The organism is Candidatus Poribacteria bacterium, assembly GCA_021295755.1.
In the GTDB taxonomy this organism is placed as follows: domain Bacteria; phylum Poribacteria; class WGA-4E; order WGA-4E; family PCPOR2b; genus PCPOR2b.
Window position 1 is genome coordinate 29,570 of the sequence record JAGWBT010000011.1, and the last position, 16,728, is coordinate 46,297.

Below are 16,728 nucleotides of genomic sequence, written 5' to 3' on the forward strand. Positions count from 1 at the left end.
ACGCAAAACCGTGCTAAAGCAATCTGTATCCAAAGCACAAATGCTTGGGCTTTAGACCTAAAGGATTTTTTGGTAAATTCTTAAGGGTACGCAAGTATGGGGCAAATTAGATGTCATCCACCTGTTAAACTGATTGTTGGAATTATCACGGCAGTTCCAGATTTACTTTCCGTCATACACCAACGATTGTCAGAGCAGTTTGGACGGACTGATTTTGCCAGCGATTTGTTGCCTTTTGATTATACCAATTACTATGAAGCGGAGATGGGGAAGGATCTGAAACGTCAGTTCGTGAGTTTTGAGAGTCTTATTCCCGCCGAGGAACTCGCATCCGCCAAATGCTTTTCTAATGCAGTCGAATGCGAGTTTGCAAAGGGTGATACGGCTCCCCGTCCAGTGAATCTTGATCCGGGCTATATTTCGGCGGCAAAGCTGGTCCTCGCTTCGACGAAAGACCATGCACACCGCATCTATCTCCAAGATGGCATTTATGCCGAAATTACGCTCAAATTTTACCGTAAGACCTTCCAACCTTGGGAATGGACTTATCCTGATTATCGTACATCCACCTACATTGACATCTTCAACCATATCCGCCATATCTACATGGAGCAATTGAAAGGGATCGGGTTAAGTCCCCACCCGTTTTAAGATGAAAACAAGAATTTGGTCAACCCTTATTTCGTTATTTGTGTATGCTACTCTAATCGCTTGCTACGCGCCCCAAGTTTTTCCTTGGGGAAGCAACGCGCATGAGCTAATGACCGATGCTGCCTGTGATTCTCTGCCTTCAGAAATTTCCCCGTTTTTTGATAAACACCGCCAAAAACTCGCCTATCACTCGAACGATCCGGATCGGTGGAGGCGGGTGCTGTTGTTTCGGATTGGGTTGAAATACGAAAAAGATCTGAACAGTGGGCAGCTTACCGAGGACTTACGCCAAGTGTTTGAGACGCATGGAGTCGCCTTCCCACAAAACGCGCCGGTCTCGCTTCGGGGCAAAGATAGAAGATGGTTCATAACGATAGGTGAACAGGAATACCCGATTCGGAAAGAGGCAGATAAGATATATCTGTTGGGGGATAAAACGAACATTTTTGAAAATCGAAATGCGGAGCCGGTGCTACTTGGTTCTGAAGGGGACACCCATTTTACCCTTGATACGAAGGAGAAACTGCTATCTTTAACCAGCCTCAATGTCTACAAATCGGGAGATCGCGCCGAAGGTCCTCGGCATTTTCTGGATATTGATATCTACGGTCCTTATCCGTTTGTAGAACTACCCCACGACTATGATGAGGCTGTTGCGAAATTTGGCGTGGAAGATGTTACGAAACGCGGTTTGGCGACGTGGCGTATCGCTGAGTACACACAATTGCTATCGGAGGCAATGAAATCAGGAGATGCCGAAAAAATTGTGGGGGCCGCCGGTGCACTTGCCCACTACATCGAGGACATCCATATGCCGCTGCATGTCGTCAAAAACTACAATGGGCAGTTGACCAACCAACATGGCGTCCATCAACGCTTTGAGGACGATATGGTGGACGCCTATGCGGAACAAATCCATCTCTCACCGAAGATGGCATCGGAACTTGAAGATCCACTGGAAGCTGCCTTTGATATTGTACTTGATAGCTATGTATACGCCGATAACCTCCTCCATGCTGACCGCAGAGCAAAGCTAGGCGAAGATACCTACGGCACATCGTATCTGGAAAAGTTCTTCCGATTCAGTGGCTGGATAGCGGTGCAGCGAATGAATGATGCAGCAACCGCGACCGCAAGCTACTGGTATACCGCATGGCTTCGCGCTGGGAAACCTGAATTGAAATGAAGCGTAATGGTGAGGGAACAAGACAATGAGAAGAGGAAACATGAAATTATGGTTCTGCTTGTGCTTATGTTTAATGTCTGGCTGGATACCTGCTAACTCCGACCAAAGTGCTGGCGTTCCCGAAGGCAGAGCACGAGCACGAGATCTCGGAATCAGAATCGGCATCTACGAACCCGGCAACCACAATGCAATCACAGATGTCGCAGGGGTGAAGGTAGGGCATGTCACGTTGAAAACCGGCGATAATGTTCGGACAGGTGTTACTGCTGTCATCCCACGCGACGATATCTGGACAAATAAGCTGTTTGGGGCTGGTTATGCGATTAACGGTAACGGTGAAGCGACAGGGTTAGCATGGGCTAACGAAGCGGGGTGGATCGAGTCCCCAATTATGCTGACCAATACACTCAGCGTTGGACCTGTTCACGATGGCGTTATACGGTACATGATTAAACGCTATCCAGATAATCATATTATTCTGCCAATCGTCGCAGAGTGCTATGACGGTGGACTGAATAATATCAGTGGGCTGTACGTCACCGCGGAACATGCAATTCAGGCAATAGAGAACGCCACAGGCGGTCCTGTCGCAGAGGGCTGCGTCGGCGCAGGCACAGGAATGCGGTGCTACAGTTTTAAGGCAGGTATCGGTACATCTTCACGGGTATTGCCCGCAAACCGGGGAGGATACACAGTCGGAGTGTTGGTCAATTCCAACGGCGGGCGGCGCCATCAACTACAGATTAATGGTGTTCCTGTCGGTAGAGAAATTACGGAACTCACGCCGGAGTGGGGGCGAGACGGTTCGTTCATCATCGTTGTTGCAACGGATGCGCCCCTGGTGCATCGTCAACTGATGCAACTTGCCAAACGGGTAACACATGGGCTTGCTCGTACCGGCACGCCAAGTACCTTTAGCAGCGGCGAATTTGTAATTGCTTTTTCGACCGCTAACACGATTCCGCGTCGGACGGACAATGGAACATTTCCTATCACGATGCTTGCCAATCGCCGGCTGGACGCGCTGTACCAAGCCGTCATTGAAGCAACGGAGGAGGCAATCCTCAACTCCATGACCACAGCAGTGACGACCGTTGGCAGAAACGGGAACACAATCTATGCCATTCCTTTGGATCGGTTGCGGGCCGTGATGAAACAATACGGACAGCTTGCGTCTGAAGGCAATTGAAGCACTAAAGGTTATCGCCTGTCAGCTTGTTTAGGTTTTGTCGCTGCTCGTTATCTGCGATGACGATCAGGGCATCGCCAACCTCCAACCTCAATCCACCGGAAGGGTTATAGATAAAATCTCCGTCCCGCTTATGCACTGCGACAACCATCAGGTTCGTTCGATCTGGAATGCGGGCTTCACCCAAAGTGAGTCCTACCAGTGGCGTCCCTGATTGGATGACGGATTCAGCGAAGCGTGTGGTCTCTTGACTCCTAAGCATAATGTCTAGAAAATTAACCACGATGGGGCGTGTAACTGTAGAAGCCAACCGCATACCACCGATATGGTCTGGTAAAACAACTTCATCCGCGCCCGCTTGCTTCAGCTTGGATAGCGAATTGGCTTCAACCGCTTTAGAGGCAATCTTCAATCCCGGATTTAGCTGCTTCGCAGATAGAACAACAAATAGGTTATCTTGATCACGTGACAGTGAGGTAATCAGTCCACGTGCCCGTTCAACACCCGCACGAATTAAAACTTCATCTTCTGTCGCATCCCCATGAACATACAGGAAATCTTTCGTTTCTAGTTCATGATCAAGCCGTTCTTGATCTTGCTCAATGGCAACGAAGTTCATGTTCATTTGAAGCATTTCTTCGAGCGCATGAACTCCCGTATCCCCTATGCCGCAGACAATATAATGGTTTGAAAGTTTGTTGATTAATTTTTCCATCTTCCTTCGTCGAAACACCTCTCGGAATTGGCCTTCAATAATAAAGGCGGTTGCAACGCCGACACTATACACAGAGATACCAAGTCCACCAATCAATAGAAAAACGGTGAAAGCCCTTCCCACCTTGGACATATTGTCATCGGTGTATCCGACTGTTGTCAATGTGATGACAGTCATGAAAATTGCGTCAAACACTGTCCACTTCTGATGTGGATTATCCCCTTCGATAAGCCGATACCCGACAACCCCGATGGCAAAAAGGATTACCAGCGAAATCATCGCAATGATGAAGTTTCGTTGATACCTCAAGAGATATTCTCCTCAATTGTGGACAGTCGCAGTGGGGCCGGCGAACGTCGCCTATGCGGTCCTACTCCTTTAAACCGTATAGTTGATACAAAACGGGTTATAGTCCGCGCTAATATCTAGCTTCAGTAATAATAGTCTAGTCAGTTTACGATTCAACAGATTCTCGATCATCAATTTCATGATACAGAAATCAACACACTGTTTGAGTCAACGCCAAGGAGGGCAGCGGGGGTTTCCGAAACCCCTGCATCAAGTATGTTTATATCAGTTTCTATTTTTAGTAATTCAACAAGCCAAGAAATTTGTAAAGATTAAACACAATAGCAAATAGGAAGAATCTGTTGAGTTGATCATTGGCTTTGCTCATCTTTTGGTGTAAACTTCATCATACGTCAAGTCGTCAATTAGTAAGGATAATTAATTGTGTTCCCTTAACGACTGTGTTGCGAAAATGATACAGAGTAAAGTACTAAGCGCTGATTGTTGGTGTCCGCCGCACTGCGCTTTCACCAGTTATTTTCGAGGATGCACTTCTTCGTTTCCATTATGGTACAAAATTTGCTATGATTTTCGGGTGCCAACCAAGGAATCGTGTAGATCTATATTAGATTCCCTGGATTTTCTCGAATATCTTGACGAAAAAATTGTCAGGACTATGCGAGATTAATTAAAGGAGTGAAACAAAAATGATACCCCGTAAGTTCTACCTCAGCCTCCTCATCCTCTCCATGTTTCTGTTTGCTGGTTTCACCAATTCAAGTCATGCGGAAGTGGAAAGCATTAAAGTCCACCTTTTCGGTTTCGTCAATGGTGATGACGCCCACCAGATTCGACGTTTATTAAGACCTTGGGCAGATCCGGAAGATGTGAGTTTCTACGCACCTGTCGATAAAAAGGGGCGCAAGCGCCATTTTACAACTATCGTTGAAGTCACCCCACGACGGGGTAAGAATCCGTACAATGAGGGTCGTACTTTTGATGTTTACGACATTATCCGCCAATTGAACGATCAACGCTTTCGAGGCAGTCAAACCGGGGGCCGAGCTTGGGTTACCAAATCTGAGGCGACATTCACAGGCAATATCTATGCGCACCCCGGCTTCTCTCGGAGTTACATACGCAACGTTCCCTTTTGGCGACGTTGGCGTGCTGACACATCAGAGATCAATCATGCGATGGTTGTTAGTCCGGACCAGAAGGTCGTCTTTAGTGATGGTGATAAATTTGATGAGTTAATACAAGAGGCGAACCAAGGCGTTAACGGGGTTGAAGTCAAAGGACAGATTGCAGGCTTTGATGGAGTCTACCCCGTTATATCTGTCCGAGATTTTCGGGTCGAGTATCTAGTTGAACCGAATAAGCAAGAGAACGCCGACGAGACAGAAGAGACCCCAAAACCAGAACCCGAATATCTCAAAGATACTGACAAATAGACATGACGCCGACTACATAGTAATCAGTTATGATATATGAGGGGTTGGGAACAATACGACGAGTACGGATTCGTGCTTCCCAACCCCTCAGTTTATTAATTGACCCTAGGCGTGCAATTTAACCTTGAAAAGGTTGGGTTGTTCGTTAACTTGTTGGTTTAGGAGAATGATATGCACATTTCTGAATTGGATACACCTGCACTCACTGTAGATCTTGATGTTCTTGAACGTAATATTTATAATATGGCATCCCTGTGTAGAGAGATTGACATCGATTTGCGCGTTCACACGAAAACTCACAAGGTCCCGGAGATCGCCGAAATGCAGGTCGCCGCCGGCTCGAAAGGAATAACCTCCCAAAAACTTGGCGAAGCAGAGGCTATGGTTGATGGCGGACTTGATGACATCCTGATTCCTTACAATATCGTCGGCAAGCCGAAACTGCTGCGTTTGACACAGTTGGTCAAACGCGCGCAAATTACCGTCGCCCTTGACTCGAAGCTAACCGCCGAAGGAATCTCTGGACAGGCAGTAGCAGATGATTCCACCGTGCGCGTGGTCATCGAACAAGACACAGGGGGACGCCGGGTCGGTGTGCAATCCCCGCAAGCCACGCTTGAACTTTCCCAAACGATAGCTCAGATGCCCGGACTTGATTTTCAGGGTATTATGACCTATGGGAGCAATATCCGTGCAAAACCCTTCATTGATGAAACGGTAGATCTCCTAAATGGTGCAGGGATCCCGATCAATATCATCAGCGGAGGCGGAACAGGCGCCGAGCAAGCATCAAAGGATATTGGCTGCACGGAGACACGTAGCGGATCGTATGTCTACGAAGGTATGACGCGCATCTCTGGTTCGGAGGCACTCAATCCGGACAGATGCGCCTTGCGCATGATTGTGACGGTCGTGAGCACCCCAACTGCAGATCGAATCATCGTTGACGGTGGTGCCAAGACGTTCACCAGCTATCCGCCCACGCCCTATGGCCACATTATCGGACATCCAGATGTCAAAATATATGGGATGTCTGTCGAACACGGACATCTTGATGTGAGCGAATCTCAGCATAAATTCCGCGTTGGCGACCAATTGGCTGTTATTCCGCTACACCAAGGGATGACAAGCAATCTGCACGATGAGTTAGTTGCAGTGAGAAATGAGCAGGTGGAAACCGTTTGGCAAATCGCCGGGCGCGGCAAAGTCAAATAGTTGCAGCAAACCGAACCGAGTTTCAGAGACTGTAAATTGCTTTCAGATTTCCGCCAAGGATGCTCGCAGCTTCCTCGTCGGTAAATCCGATATTTCGGATACCGTTGACGCCATTTACGGCGTCTCCGCTGGGCGAGTTAGATCCGAAAACGATACGATCTGCGCTAATCTGTCCGCCACGCGCAATACCTTTGATGGTAATCGGTTCGGCAGCGGCAATAAGGGTTGTACCGAGATAAATATTGGCATTCTTGACTGCGGCTTGTACAGCCAGTTGCGTCCACTCACGATAACCCATGTGGTCCATAATGATTGTCACATCTGGGTGGCGTGTCGCAAGTGTTGCAATAAACTCCGGTGAACAGCCGCTCATCGGTGAGCCGGAGTGGATGGTAGCCGGAATGCTAAGCGCTTTGGCAAGTTCCATGACGGGATCAACACAGGGTGCGTCAAGACGATACCGATGTGCTGCTGCCATCAGTTTGACTGTCCGAGCACCTGCATCAACGGATCGTTTTAAGTCATCGCAAGCAGCGGAACCCATTGTGGGATTAATCAGACAGCCCGGAACGATGCGCGGTTCGCCTTTCGTTTCTTCGAGCAAATGGGCGTTGATTTCCGCTGGATCGGGTGGTAATCCGCCGGGGAACACAACACATACATCAATGCCTGCCCTATCGGCAACGGCTATCAGGCCAGCTTTACCGTAAGGCTCGTCGTTAAACTCAGAAGGCATATAGGCTTCAAAATCCGCAACAAATTGTGCAGCCATAAAGTTCTCCTTAGGTCTATCCAGCAACCTTCCCTCACCGCCAACGAGGAGTTATCTCTCCCCATTCTATTAAGAAGGTCTGAGAGGTTGGGTGTCTAGATAAGCACTTATCTTGAACAGTAGATAGAAAGAAAAGATTGATTGAGTAGGAAAACGTCTCCCATATCCAAAGTATCATCTCTGTACAAACTCAATAAGAATGCCATCGGGGTCTCTTGCACAGACCACACCGCCAGCATCCGGAGCACCAATCGGCTCGGACAAAAATTCCACACCCTTCTGTTTCAAGCTTTCAACGGTTCCCCACACATCTTCGACAAAAAAGGTGAGCCAACGCACACCTGCCGAGAAATCGTAGGCTGGGGTTGGTGGCGGCGATTCAATGCCCATCAGCTTAATAAGCGTCTGTCCAGCTTGTAGGCGAACTTGGCGAAATCCGCGCGGTGCCAATCCTGCCCCTTTCGCAACATCTTCAGGTATCTGAATATCTAGAACAATTTCCAAGCCTAAACATTCGTGGTAGAAGCGCAGCGACTCATCAAAGTTACTACATGTAATAGCAATGTCAACGATGGGATGGGTTAATTGTAACATAGCAATCAATCTCTCCTTTTTGGTGACACTTTCTTTTCATCTGAGCAGTAGTGAGATTATATCATGACAGCTTCACACCGTCGAGAGAAAAACATGTAATTGACGAGAACCAAAATGAAACAAGCCGCCTTGCAGACGCGTTTTGTGTGAGGCTATCCGATAAATTTTAGAGACTGTGGCAGATATGTTCTATCAACATTACTACTTGACGGTGTCCCTCACACGATGTTATTATTCTCGCAATAGAAGGTTCAAGGGGGTTTTTTAATTTATGCATCATCAATCTTATGATGGGCTACAGAGCGACATCCGTGAAATGAAAACGCCGAGCATCGAAACTTGGAAAAATGAGTATAGCGACAAAGATTACACTATTGAAGTGACGACCCCAGAATTCACAGCAATTTGTCCCAAAACCGGGTTGCCAGATTTTGGAACGATTCAGATTAACTATATCCCCGACGAGCAATGTGTCGAACTCAAATCGTTGAAAGAGTATTTTCTATTTTACCGGGATGTCGGAATATTTCACGAACACGTTGTCAATAAGATTCTGGTAGATTTTGTTGCGGCGTGCAATCCGCGGAAGGTCGAGATTGTTGGAGATTTTCACGTCCGTGGGGGCATTAAAACTGTCATCCGTGCCAACTATGAACGGGAGGAGATAGGATAAAAACGAGTTAAAGCAGGTGTTTAATGAAGTTATCCGTATAGAACTAGCTTGCGGCAACTCCTTAAACCGTTATGAAACCACAATTTCCGCCTTTACGCCCATCGTGGGCTTATTTCAAATCGATGTAATCCGTGGCGGAATACGACAACGTTACCTCCATGAGCTAAAAGCATCTTCATATCATACTGGCTGAACCACCTGATCACCCCTGTGATAATCTCCCCGCCTCTGAGAGTTAACCGCACCGGATTTTTTTTCTTGCAGCAACGCACAAGCACACGATCGTCAACTTGGAATCGCTCAGATTTGTGAACAATCGAGATCAAGTTTTGCGCTTTCAACCCCGCATCCACTTCAATATCCTGCACAACTTGAGACATTTCATCCTGCTTATACATATACTTGATGTTCAGTTTTTCAAGATGATGGGCTTCCCCATTGACTGATACGACAGCAAGGGCGTAAGTCAATCGGCGGCTGATGATGCCTTCAATATGTTCCCCGTAAAGTTCAAAAACCATCGGTGTTTTCTTCCGAATTTGCTTTTGAACGTAAGCACGTCCGTGGCTCTCGGCACGAATCTGAGTCAGTAACTCTGGAGGCAGGTGACGACGGGTATGTTGTTTATGATGTAAGGACTTATGGTTTCTGCCACGATGTCTATATCGCCAAGAACTGTGTGAGGAATTCTTTTGTGGCTGAGGGGTTAAATCACCTTGCCAAACTGAAGTTTTTGACCGCGTCGCCAATGGATCGTTCTCCCCCTTAAACGTTTTATTTTAATCCAAATTGTAGCCTATCCCAGAATGATGACTCAAGATATTATAGCATTTCCTAGAGCGCAATCCAACTGGAAAAAATGGGCAATCCAGCAATGCCGCTGTACAAATGAGCGAAACACTCGCCCTCAAGCGCTGTATCCGAGCAATAAAAGGAGTATCTTGCTTAATTGCATGCTTGTGAAAGATTTTCCGAAAACAAAAAAGGCGTCTGGGAAAGATAGCCCAAACGCCTCTGTTGAAATGGAGTTAATAAATCTAAAACATGAACGGTGTCTTATTCGCCACCACCGCCACCACCGGTACGACGTGGGATGTTTTGTGATCTCATATACTCCGTGATTTCAGTAATCTTACCTTGCGAGTATCTCAACGCTCTGTTGACTTGTGTATCGCTAGGTGGCACTTCCGCGTATTTACTCCATAATGCATCAAAGGAGTCAAGCGCGTCGTTATAATACTCATCATTTTCAGCCGCTAACAGCATATACGCTTCACCAATTTGCACTAACGACAGGTCGGCGTATTTAGTAGTCGGATATGTTTTGATGATATCTTGGAACCCAGCGATAGATTGTTCAACAGCCTCTTTCTGTTGATCTTCAGGTGCCACTCTCGCCCGATCGAAATTAGCAGTTGCCTGAATATACACATCTGCCGAAAGGGCTCTCTTCGTATCACGCAGGAAAAGTTCGGCGTTCTCCTTAGATTCCGCATTGATTCCGGGGACTGCCAATGCTTTCTCATACTGGGCGATAGCCATTGTATAGAGGCGGATACGGTCTTCTTCTGTCGCATCGTCGAGAACCCCTTGATTATAGTAGGTATTACCGATGTTGAGAAACGCTTCGGCTGCAAAGGGACTGGTCGGATAGTTCTTTGCGAGAATCTCGTTTACCTCAAAGACTTTGTCCAACCACTTCTCTTTCTCTGCTTCGTCCTCAGTACTTTTTTCCAGCAACGCATAGCAGGTCGAAATCGCGGCAAGCGATTCAGCTGCCTGTGCATGTTGCGGATTGATGCGGCGAACCTTCCTATACTCTTCAACAGCCTTCAGGTGCTGTTGCCCTGCAAAGTACGCCTCACCTGCCTGATACTGCCAGAACGGAGCCTCTGCTGCATTAGGGAATCGTCTAGCGAGGTCCATGAATATACCCGCCGACTGGTCAAAGAACTCAACAGTCTTGTCAGAAAACCCTTCGTCGAAACCAAGCTGCATGCGCCCTAGTTCATAGTAGGTGGGTGCGAGGTAGCCTAATACGGTCTGGACGTTTTTCGCCACATCCGCTTGTGATGAGACGGAGAAAATGCCCTTGTCCGCATATTCAACGAATTGCTTCAGCACCGGGATCGCGCTATTGAGATCCTCGGGAAGTTTGATCCCTGTACCGAGCGAGTAGTAAATCTGCCCGGCTGTAAAGAGCGCGTTCTGAACAAATGGACTTATGGTGTTATTGATTTTATCGGCTGGTGCTATATTAGCCGCTTCAACATAAGCGGATGCAGCGTTCCGACTCGCATCAATATATGGCTGTAAGTCGGTACCAGGTTTATCCGAGAAGAGTTTCCGCGCTTCGCCAAAGTACAGAAGCCCCAGATTATATTGTGCGGAAACTTTCTGTGGAACCGTTTGCGCCGCATTACGTGCAGCGACTGCTTGAGCGATTGCATCGTTCACACGCCCCAATTTTAGGTAGAGGTCGGATCGACGAATGCCACCGTCCGCTGCCATGGATTGGATGCTGGTATTAGATTCAGCACCAAATTGACTAATCAAGGTTTCGTATGCTTTCAGTGCGTTCTCAGGGTCATTCAGTTTTTCTTGGTAAATCAGACCCATTCGATAGTACGCCTGCGCCTTGATGAGCGTATCTTTAGAAAGCTGAATCGCATTCTGATAGTTGAGGAGCGAATCATCATACTGATTAAGATGTTCGTCTTGGGCATACGCTATGGAGAAGTAGGAGCGTCCCTTCTGATCATCATCGTCTGTATGCTGAATCACATACTGATACTCTCGCACGGCTGCTGCATGGTCGCCAACAGCAGTATTCAAATCTGCGAGACGGGTATGTGCTTGACGAATTAGATCCTGCCGGGGTTTGTCCTCCGTTTGTCCCTCATACGAGGTGGTCTGACGAAACGCTGCAATTGCTCCCTTGCTATCATTCAGTGCATGTTTCGCTAGCCCTATCGTGTAATAGGCACTGATTGCCGCCTCCACATCGGGGTTTCTGTCAGTAACTTGTGTAGCGGTATTGACGGCATTCTGGTATGCAAGCTGCTGGGCTCCTTCATCTGTGTTGTTTTGACCGATTTGATAGTAGCAAATAGATGCCTGATATAGCGCGTTCGTCACGAGTTCACTATTGGGGAACATCTGAACAAATGCTTGGTATTCAGCGAGCGCTTTTTCATGCTCACTGTCACCATAATAGAGGTGCCCGATTTTCAACTGTGCTCGTGAACGAGAATCTTCTGGCGCACCGGTATTCTGAGCAATTCGCCTCAAACTCGCAATGAGTTCAGCCTTCTCTTCTTCAGAATCGAGACCTTGCTTTTCAATGGCGGTTGCTTTGACCAAGTCTATATGACCCAACGTCTTTTGGACTGTGGTGTTATCGCTACTACCATGCTTTGCGTAAGCAGTATCGGCAACTTCCAGCACCTTTGGCCATACACTTGTATTTCCAGCCAATGCCATGTCACGATAAGCGAGTGCTAAACCGTAATATGACTCAACTGCATTCGGGCTGTCTGGATAGTCCGCAATCGATTTCTGGAAGGAAGCAACAGATTTATCCAAGAGGGCTGCGTCATCGGATGCCGCTTTCGCCGCTTTATAGTAACAAAGTCCGACAAGATACTGCGCATCGTCGGCGTATTCACCGGTCGGGTTACCCGCAACGACGTTTTCATATTCTCCCGCTGCTTCAGCATATCGCTCCTCAGAGCGCAGCAGGTCTGCCAACTTGATTTCTGCGAGCGAACGGTTGTCCGTATCCAAAGCATCCATTATCGACTGATAATGCGCCACGGCTTCGCTGTTCTTGCCTTCTTTGACAAGACTCTGCGCAACTAGCAGCTGTGCACGTTGATAATTTTCGCTTTCCGGGAGAATCGCTGCGTAGAGCTCGCGAGCCTTACCCCAAGCATTCAGTTTTTCCTGGGAAAGAGCTTGATTCATAACACATGCCTCAACCTGCATTGGACGCTGCGGGAAATCGTCATAGCGTCCCTGCTCGACACCGGCGAGGAAGGTACCACCTTCTCCCCCCTGAATCTCTGGTCCCTTGAACTTTTCTATCGCTTGCTGATAAGCATTTACAGCCTTCTGGAGTAGTGCTTCGTTAAAGACTGCGTCTGCATCGCCTTCACGGTAACCAGCTGGTTTGGCGGCTTCGTAGTATGAGCGCGCTTCCTGGAATTTTCCGATCAATTTAATTAGGTGAAACTTCGGAAAGTCACGATACTCCCAAAGTTTAGCGTATTCCGCGGCTGCATCCTCATACTGCTTGAAGTCATTAAATTTTAGATCCGCAAACTTCAACTGAACTTCAGCAGCCAGAAGGTCAAGCTCGTTATCCATGCGGTTTTTATCAATAAATTCCCGCGCAACAGCCTCAAGTTCATCCTTTCGCCCGAGCGCGTTCAACGCCCAGATAGCACCGTAAAGTGCATGAGATGCGACCGGATCCGCCGGGAACTCATCGACAGCTTTCTGATACCACATAAGTGCTGTTTCATAAGAGGCATTTGCCGAATCTGTTTCACCAGCATCTTTCAAGTCAGAAGCTAGCTTATAGTTTGATTCTCCCATCTGGTAGGTGACATAAGGGATAAAATCGGTCTCTTCTGGATGCTCGTCTAGAACACGCTGGTATGCGACAGCGGCGTCAGCCCAACCTGCCGATTTGAAGTAGCTATCGGCAATGCCCAACCTCGCCTCACTAATGAAATCACATTCCGGATACTCTTCAAGCAGGGTATTGTACGATTCGATTGCGTTGGCGTAATCTTGCTGCTCGTAGTAGGTACGACCAATGGTTACCTGAATTTCTGCTTGCAGGTCCCGATCATCCGTATTCTGCAAGGCAAGTTCATAGTTGACTCGCGCATTGTCATAGTCTTTCTGTTTTGAGTAAATTGCACCTATGTCAAAATAGGCAGCGGTTACATAACCACTTGTTGGGTGTTCCGTGATAAATTGGGTGTATCTACCAATTGCCTCTTCATCACGGGCAAGCTGATTCAAACAGAAAGCGGCTTTGTACATCGCCTCCGCTTGTAGGTCTACGAAGGTTTTAAATTCTTCGGTAGCGAGCTTATCAAATTCTGGGTATGCCTGCTCGTAATTCTTCTCGTTGAGGAAAGATTGCGCGATTAGGTGTTGCGCATCATCTTTGAACTCTGAGTTGGGGAACCCGTCTAGCACTTCTTTATATGCTCGGCGCGCTGAGTCATACTTTTGCAGTTTATAATTGAGCTGCCCAATTGCATACCAAGCATTTTCGACAAACAGGCAACTTTGGTTCGGCGAGTTCAAATTTTTCTTGTTTATAGAGGACGTGTCCCCATAGGTAGGTTAACCCTTCCTGATGTTTCGGTACAGTGGCATTTGGCGCAACCTTTTCAATCTGCTCGATTGCATTGTCATAGTAGGTAATATCACCACTCTGCTCCGCCCATTTAGAATAGTTAACGGCAATTTTGTAATTTGCAAGGGTTTGGAAGTCCTTATCAATAACCTCGGTCTTGACCCCCCATTTAACAGATTCTTCAAGGGCTTGATTGTATTTTCCAATTGACCCTTCATAATCATTCTGACTGTAGAGTTGTTCTGCTTCGTTATAGAGTCGTTCGACCTTTTTAGAGCTGCCTGCCGGCCAAAACAGAACGATACCTAGAGCTACAATAGCGAGGCCGCCTAAAAGTTTCGGATTCATTAGATCTCCTTTCGGATAAATAGTTAGAGAGGGTTGTTAAATTAAAATATTCCCCTCACCCCGGTGGGGATTCAAGTTAGGGAACGCAGATTTGCGTTCTGCATGAGAAATCGTAGCATATTTTCGTAAACAGCACAAGTTTTTTGTTGAAATTTAGATGGAAGTTAGGGCTCTATCTATCTAAAGTTTGACAGAATCATAAACTTCCGTAATTGAGAAACTAGGTAACGGTACATTCATCAACATCTCAACCACGCCATTCAGTGAGGGATTGTCACTCCAACCAATTTCCGCCGAAGTAGGAATAGCTACAACGCCTAATGGCTGCGAAAAATCTTCTTTCGCGGCAATAGGTTCAGGACTTGATAACTGGGCAACTGTGACTAAGTCGGGGGAAGCATCATCGATCGCCATTGCTTTGAAGGTATAACTATCGTTAACGAAGTTACTATCACTAACGGGATCTGGTTGGTGCCCCTCCCACCTTGACAATTCTGTAAGTGATTCAATCTCCTCATCTATATTTTGGCTGCTCTGAACAACGTTTTCAGAAAGTGTTTGCGTTGCAGCAACAAGCCGTTCCCGGTTGCTGATGACCTCTCGATTTCCACCCTCCTTTGGAGGAGAGGTTGGCTGGACTTTCACAACCTGCGACAAGTTTACAGCGTCAGAACGATCTTGTTCTTGGGGTTGGAAAGATTGATACGCAGACGAACTGATAAGAATGATCAGCAGCATCCACACATAAGCAGGAGACTGTTTAACCCAACCAATAGGAAAACTAATTAGCTCACTGAAAGAACTGATAGACTGATGTAGAAACTCTTGAAATCTCCAAGCAATTGCTTGGACAAACGCAATAGCGCCCCACCATATAGGACGAGGCTGCTTTTCAATCAGCCGCTGCAACTGTTCCCCAAATTGATCGTAGTAACCCTCTGGGGGCTGTGGAGGGACATGAACACGAAGCAGCGCCTCTGTCCGTCGCAAAGATTTCAATTCGAGTTGGCAATCCCGGCAAAATCGCAGATGTTGAGCCATGATGATGGTTTGCCGAGCTGAAAGTGTGTAGTCTATATAATCAGACAAACACCGTTGAATTGAACGACATTGAGGTTTCATGTTTTCCTCGCTATGTTTCTATTATTGCCGGGGTAAGTTGCGCAACAACTTGGACACATTTGCGGGTTCAGTTGTTTTTTGTAGTTAGAGGAAAGTCTGTTGCGTCTACATAGGGCTTCAACAAATCTTTCAATTTATGTCTAGCGTAATGCAACCGGGAACGGACTGTTCCCTCGGAGCAGTTGAGAATCGAAGCAATTTCTGGGTGTGTTAAGCCTTCAAACTCGTGGAGAATAACAACTGTTCTTTGTTTGAGTGGCAAACTATTCACTGCTTGGGTGACCCATCTTTGACGCTCTTTTCTCTCAAGGTGTAGATGAGGATTATTTGCCAAATCTGTGGCTCGTCTCAGATCCGGATGAATCTCCATCTCATTAGTACCTGAAAGTGGGGATTCACGGCGGCGCTCCCGGCGTTTGACAAGATTCGTAGCATGGTTGACGACAATGCGATAAAGCCATGTTTCAAAAGCAGCATCCTTGCGAAAGCTGTGAATGGATTCATACACTTTCAGAAACGTATCTTGCATGACATCATTTGCGTCTTCATGGTTTTTTGTAATCTGAATCGCAACCCGATAAACGAGCCGCTTATACTTTTCAACCAGAATCGCTAGTGCTGCCATATCTCCTTCACGGAGTTCATCAATAAGCAACGTTTCGATTCGTTCCACAGAACCTTCTCCCTGATTTTGCTGCTCTCAACCATTTAGACAACTCAACCTCAAGAACCGTTCAAAAATTTTAGTAGATTTTGATCTTTTATTAAGAAGCCAAATTAAATTACTATTATTTTATCAGATTTTGTGCTCCTTGTAAAGCCCTTTGATGGCAATCTTGCAAACAAATTTGTGTGGTTCCTTGGAAACTTCTAAGCACAAAAAAAGGGCAACATGCCTGTGACACATTGCCCTTTTTCAAACATTGAAACCGTAAACAGAACGGTTTATTTATTCTTTCGGTTTGGTGACGAAAGTAATCGTTGATGTCAGCTCATTACCGGAGCCATCCTTGACAGCAATCTCAATCTTGTAGGTTGTCTCGTTAGCAGCTTCCGTCCCTGCAACAGGTGTAAGAGTTGCAGTCTGACCGCTCACATTTGCTGTCCACTTGAGACTCGCTCCAGCCTCATCGGTGATGTCAAC

At 46.9% G+C, this 16,728-nt stretch carries 15 protein-coding genes; 6 read left to right on the forward strand and 9 right to left on the reverse strand.

The annotated features are described in order from the left end of the window. Window positions 1-96 precede the first annotated feature (96 nt). The 3 genes from J4G02_02690 to J4G02_02700 all read left to right on the forward strand — a co-directional run bounded on the left by J4G02_02690 (window position 97) and on the right by J4G02_02700 (window position 3,026). Complete coding sequence (locus tag J4G02_02690) at window positions 97-651, forward strand: DUF4416 family protein (GenBank protein MCE2393501.1); 555 nt, start codon at window positions 97-99, stop codon at window positions 649-651. Window position 652: 1 nt separating this feature from the next. Then, on the forward strand, window positions 653-1,837 hold the full coding sequence (locus J4G02_02695) for a hypothetical protein (protein MCE2393502.1): 1,185 nt from the start codon (window positions 653-655) through the stop codon (window positions 1,835-1,837). Between the two features lie 85 nt (window positions 1,838-1,922). Continuing rightward, window positions 1,923-3,026, forward strand: a complete 1,104-nt coding sequence (locus J4G02_02700; GenBank protein ID MCE2393503.1) for a P1 family peptidase — start codon at window positions 1,923-1,925, stop codon at window positions 3,024-3,026. A 4-nt stretch (window positions 3,027-3,030) separates the two neighbouring features. Here J4G02_02700 and J4G02_02705 read toward each other — a convergent pair whose 3' ends face one another. Next, window positions 3,031-4,050 (reverse strand): potassium channel protein, encoded by a 1,020-nt coding sequence (locus tag J4G02_02705; GenBank protein MCE2393504.1) that lies wholly within the window; start codon window positions 4,048-4,050, stop codon window positions 3,031-3,033. Between the two features lie 686 nt (window positions 4,051-4,736). On the opposite strand from J4G02_02705, the gene J4G02_02710 reads away from it, so the two are divergent. Both J4G02_02710 and J4G02_02715 read left to right on the forward strand, forming a co-directional pair. Beyond that, the gene (locus J4G02_02710; protein ID MCE2393505.1) at window positions 4,737-5,483 is read left to right on the forward strand and encodes a hypothetical protein; all 747 of its coding nucleotides are present in this window, start codon (window positions 4,737-4,739) and stop codon (window positions 5,481-5,483) included. A 171-nt stretch (window positions 5,484-5,654) separates the two neighbouring features. Continuing rightward, window positions 5,655-6,698 (forward strand): alanine racemase, encoded by a 1,044-nt coding sequence (locus tag J4G02_02715; protein MCE2393506.1) that lies wholly within the window; start codon window positions 5,655-5,657, stop codon window positions 6,696-6,698. Between the two features lie 22 nt (window positions 6,699-6,720). On the opposite strand, the gene J4G02_02720 is transcribed toward J4G02_02715, so the two are convergent. Together J4G02_02720 and J4G02_02725 are read right to left on the reverse strand one after the other, a co-directional pair. Beyond that, complete coding sequence (locus J4G02_02720) at window positions 6,721-7,470, reverse strand: amidohydrolase family protein (protein ID MCE2393507.1); 750 nt, start codon at window positions 7,468-7,470, stop codon at window positions 6,721-6,723. Window positions 7,471-7,644: 174 nt separating this feature from the next. Next, entirely contained in the window at window positions 7,645-8,064 is a 420-nt protein-coding gene (locus tag J4G02_02725) for a VOC family protein (GenBank protein ID MCE2393508.1), read from the reverse strand. A 271-nt stretch (window positions 8,065-8,335) separates the two neighbouring features. Between J4G02_02725 and queF the strand changes: the two genes are divergently transcribed. Beyond that, window positions 8,336-8,737 (forward strand): NADPH-dependent 7-cyano-7-deazaguanine reductase QueF, encoded by a 402-nt coding sequence (gene queF, locus J4G02_02730; protein MCE2393509.1) that lies wholly within the window; start codon window positions 8,336-8,338, stop codon window positions 8,735-8,737. A gap of 92 nt (window positions 8,738-8,829) precedes the next feature. On the opposite strand, the gene J4G02_02735 is transcribed toward queF, so the two are convergent. From J4G02_02735 to J4G02_02760, 6 genes are all read right to left on the reverse strand, one after another. Next, entirely contained in the window at window positions 8,830-9,486 is a 657-nt protein-coding gene (locus J4G02_02735) for a hypothetical protein (protein ID MCE2393510.1), read from the reverse strand. A gap of 307 nt (window positions 9,487-9,793) precedes the next feature. After that, window positions 9,794-14,062, reverse strand: coding sequence for a tetratricopeptide repeat protein (locus J4G02_02740; GenBank protein ID MCE2393511.1), 4,269 nt, complete (start codon window positions 14,060-14,062; stop codon window positions 9,794-9,796). Beyond that, a complete protein-coding gene (locus J4G02_02745) occupies window positions 13,992-14,462 on the reverse strand; it encodes a hypothetical protein (GenBank protein ID MCE2393512.1) in 471 nt (156 codons plus the stop codon). Before J4G02_02745 ends, J4G02_02740 begins: the two co-directional genes overlap by 71 nt. Before the next feature lie 180 nt (window positions 14,463-14,642). Further along, window positions 14,643-15,503, reverse strand: a complete 861-nt coding sequence (locus tag J4G02_02750) for a hypothetical protein (GenBank protein MCE2393513.1) — start codon at window positions 15,501-15,503, stop codon at window positions 14,643-14,645. A gap of 148 nt (window positions 15,504-15,651) precedes the next feature. After that, window positions 15,652-16,257, reverse strand: coding sequence for a sigma-70 family RNA polymerase sigma factor (locus tag J4G02_02755; GenBank protein MCE2393514.1), 606 nt, complete (start codon window positions 16,255-16,257; stop codon window positions 15,652-15,654). Between the two features lie 276 nt (window positions 16,258-16,533). Then, on the reverse strand, window positions 16,534-16,728 hold a 195-nt coding region (locus J4G02_02760; GenBank protein ID MCE2393515.1), incomplete at its 5' end, for a hypothetical protein.